The following is a 3575-nucleotide window of genomic DNA, read 5'->3' on the forward strand; positions in this document are numbered from 1 at the left end:
GCCCTTGCGGGCAGCCAGCTCACTGTGTTCGCCGGCTGTCCAACTGGCGCAGCCAGTTGTCGACCCCGGGTCCGGGCTTCTCACCCCGCCGGTGGTGTGCAATATGCGAAAAAAAAGCCCGTACTTGCGTACGAGCTCTTCTTAAAATATGGCGGTGAGGCGGGGATTCGAACCCCGGATACGTTGCCGTATACACACTTTCCAGGCGTGCTCCTTCAGCCACTCGGACACCTCACCATATTGTTGTCCCGTGTTGCTGGGACGAGCGCTAATGTAGGGAAAAGGCCTGCCAGCGTCAATAAACTTTTTAAAAAAATCGTGCGTTTAGACAAACTTCGCTCAACTTGTTCCTTAAATACGCATAAATCGTCTTTTTTGCGATCAGCACCGCATTTCGCGGGACAGGTAAACGAAATTTGTTATGCTGTGAAATCACAAAAATAATCAAAAATGCGCCAGGCGAGCTCTCGTCGAGGTGCTTTAAATCAGGAGTCGCAATGGAGATCATCTTTTACCATCCCACGTTTGATACCCCTTACTGGATTGCCGAGCTGAGCAAGAAATTGCCGGGCGCCAATGTCCGTGCGTGGCAGCGCGGTGACAACCAACCGGCAGATTACGCTCTGGTGTGGCATCCACCGGTGGAAATGCTGCAGGGGCGCGAGCTGAAAGCGGTGTTTGCACTAGGCGCCGGCGTCGATTCCATCCTTAGCAAACTCAAGGCGCATCCTGAAATGTTGCCGGAATCGACCCCGCTGTACCGCCTGGAAGATACCGGGATGGGAAGCCAGATGCAGGAGTATGCCGTAAGTCAGGTGCTGCATTGGTTCCGCCGTTTTGATGACTATCAGGCGTTACAACGTGAAGGCACCTGGCAGCCGCTGCCCGACTATCATCATGAGGAATTCACCATTGGCATTATGGGGGCGGGCGTGCTGGGTTCGAAAGTGGCGCAAAGCCTTTTGACGTGGGGATTCCCGGTGCGTTGCTGGAGCCGCAGCCGTAAAGATTGGCCGCAGGTGACAAGTTTTGCCGGTGAGGAAGAGTTCGGAGAGTTTTTACGTGAAACACGTGTTCTCATCAATCTTCTGCCTAATACGGCAGAAACCATCGGCATCATTAATCAGTCATTACTGGCGCAGTTACCGGACAACAGCTATGTCCTGAATCTGGCACGCGGTGTTCATGTGGTGGAAGACGATCTGCTGGCCGCGCTGGATAGCGGCAAACTGAAGGCCGCGATGCTGGATGTTTTTAGCCGTGAGCCATTACCCAAAGAGAGCCCTTTATGGCAACACCCGCGCGTCACCATGACGCCACACGTTGCCGCCGTGACGCGTCCCCAGGAAGCGATTAGCTATATCTCCCGGACTATCAGCAAGCTTGAGCGCGGTGAGCAGGTCGATGGGCAGGTCGATCGCCAACGCGGCTACTGATATGCCAGGCTAATAAACGAGGGGCTTTCCTGCTATCCTTGAGTAATCACGAAAGAGGAGAATGTGATGTATCCTGTTGACTTACATATGCACACTGTCGCCAGTACACATGCCTACAGTACGCTGCATGACTATATCGCCGAAGCGAAACGCAAAGGGATCAAGCTATTCGCGATTACCGATCACGGCCCCGATATGGCCGACGCTCCGCACTACTGGCACTTTGTGAATATGCGTATCTGGCCACGTATTGTTGATGGAGTTGGTATCCTGCGCGGTATTGAAGCGAATATCAAAAATATCGACGGTGAGATTGACTGCACCGGGCCAATGCTAACCTCGCTGGACTTTATCATTGCTGGCTTCCATGAACCGGTTTTCGCTCCCAAGGATAAAGAGACGCACACCCAGGCGATGATTGCCGCCATGGCGAGCGGTAACGTTCATATGATTAGCCATCCGGGAAATCCGAAATTTCCCGTAGATATCCCAGCGATTGCCGCCGCTGCGGCGAAGTATCATGTGGCGCTGGAGATTAATAACTCTTCTTTTGTCAGTTCGCGCGTAGGCAGTGAGCATAACTGCCAGGCCATTGCCGCCGCAGTAAGGGACGCAGGGGGCTGGCTGGCGCTGGGATCGGACTCGCATACCGCATTCACGCTGGGTGAGTTTACCGAATGCCAGAAGATCCTTGATGCTGTGGATTTTCCGCAGGAGAGGATCCTGAACGTGACTCCACGCCGTTTCCTGAATTATCTTGAATCGCGCGGCATGCCGTCGATTCCCGAATTTGCTGAATTTTAATGACTAACTGGATTAACTGAATGAACGAGTTTTCAATCATCTGTCGTGCGCTTGGCTCACTGTATTACCGTCAACCGCAAGATCCTCTGCTGGTTCCGCTGTTTACCCTGATTCGCGAAGGCAAGTTGGCAGCGAACTGGCCGCTGGAGCAGGATGAACTGCTCGCTCGTCTGCAAAAGAGCTGCGATATCCAGCAGATTGCTGCTGATTATAATGCACTGTTTGTTGGCGAAGAGTGTAGCGTGCCGCCGGTACGTAGCGCCTGGGTGGAAGGGGCTACGGAAGCTGAAGTCCGCGCCTTTTTAACCAAGCACGGTATGCCATTGGGTGATAACCCTGCGGATCAACTGGGTACGCTGTTGCTGGCCGCTTCGTGGCTGGAAGATAACGTTACCGAAGATGATAATGAGGCGCTGGAAACCCTGTTTGACGACTATATTCTGCCTTGGGTGGGGACTTTCCTTGGGAAAGTTGAAGCCCATGCGACGACGACGTTCTGGCGTGCGATGGCAACGCTGACGCGCGAAGCGATCTCGGCGATGTTTGACGATCTGCAGGAAGAACAAGAAGAGTGATTTTGATCGCAAAAATAATGTAATTGAAATGAGCACAATTAGAATTGTGTGCTCATGATCTCATCAAATGGGCGAGTATCTGCTAAGATGCTCGCCATGAACGTTATCTTAGCTATTGCAATCACAACAGGCATTCTCTCCGGTATCTGGGGATGGGTTGCCGTATCTCTCGGGTTACTCAGCTGGGCCGGATTCTTAGGCTGTACGGCCTATTTTGCCTGTCCGACGGGCGGGTTAAAGGGCCTGGCAATTTCCGCCTGCACAACCATGAGTGGCGTTATTTGGGCGCTGGTGATAATCCACGGCAGCGCATTGGCTCCCCATCTGGAGATCGTCGGCTATGTTATGACCGGCATCGTGGCGTTTCTGATGTGTATTCAGGCGAAACAGCTGCTGCTCTCATTTGTGCCCGGTACTTTTATCGGTGCCTGTGCGACTTTCGCCGGGCAGGGTAATTGGAAGCTGGTGGTCCCCTCTTTAGTGGTGGGATTAGTGTTTGGTTATGCGATGAAAAATAGCGGCCTGTGGCTCGCTAATCGGAAAGCCAGAATGCAATCTGCGAAAGAACCGGTGCTCTGACTGCAGTACAGAAATCAAAACGGCGGCAGATGATGAGTCTGCCGCCGTTTTTTTATCCTTTGATTTAATGCTTAAAATTGTCGTTAGCCCACGATACGGCCTGGGTGCGATTCTTAACGGCAATTTTCTTGAACAGATGGTAAAGGTGGGTTTTAACCGTGCTGGTGATGCTGCCAACTTA

At 52.6% G+C, this 3575-nt stretch carries 4 protein-coding genes, 1 tRNA gene and 1 pseudogene; 4 read left to right on the forward strand and 2 right to left on the reverse strand.

Features of this window, described 5'->3' with window-relative positions; genetic code table 11:
- Window positions 1-149: 149 nt before the first annotated feature.
- Window positions 150-237 (reverse strand) — tRNA-Ser (locus LZ634_RS10280).
- 260 nt (window positions 238-497) lie between these two features.
- On the opposite strand from LZ634_RS10280, the gene ghrA reads away from it, so the two are divergent.
- From ghrA to LZ634_RS10300, 4 genes are all read left to right on the forward strand, one after another.
- A complete protein-coding gene (ghrA, locus tag LZ634_RS10285; protein WP_234504667.1) occupies window positions 498-1436 on the forward strand; it encodes a glyoxylate/hydroxypyruvate reductase GhrA in 939 nt (312 codons plus the stop codon).
- 66 nt (window positions 1437-1502) lie between these two features.
- Entirely contained in the window at window positions 1503-2240 is a 738-nt protein-coding gene (locus LZ634_RS10290) for a phosphatase (RefSeq protein ID WP_234504668.1), read from the forward strand.
- Between the two features lie 20 nt (window positions 2241-2260).
- Window positions 2261-2815: a molecular chaperone gene (locus LZ634_RS10295; protein WP_234504669.1), complete on the forward strand. Its 555-nt coding sequence runs from the start codon at window positions 2261-2263 to the stop codon at window positions 2813-2815.
- 96 nt (window positions 2816-2911) lie between these two features.
- The gene (locus tag LZ634_RS10300; protein WP_234504671.1) at window positions 2912-3394 is read left to right on the forward strand and encodes a DUF1097 domain-containing protein; all 483 of its coding nucleotides are present in this window, start codon (window positions 2912-2914) and stop codon (window positions 3392-3394) included.
- A 64-nt stretch (window positions 3395-3458) separates the two neighbouring features.
- Here the strand turns inward: LZ634_RS10300 and LZ634_RS10305 are convergent.
- Window positions 3459-3557, reverse strand: a pseudogene (locus LZ634_RS10305) (LuxR C-terminal-related transcriptional regulator); the annotation flags it as partial.
- Between the last annotated feature and the right edge of the window lie 18 nt (window positions 3558-3575).

The organism is Kluyvera intermedia (genome assembly GCF_021440345.1).
Classification (GTDB): Bacteria; Pseudomonadota; Gammaproteobacteria; order Enterobacterales; family Enterobacteriaceae; genus Kluyvera; species Kluyvera intermedia_A.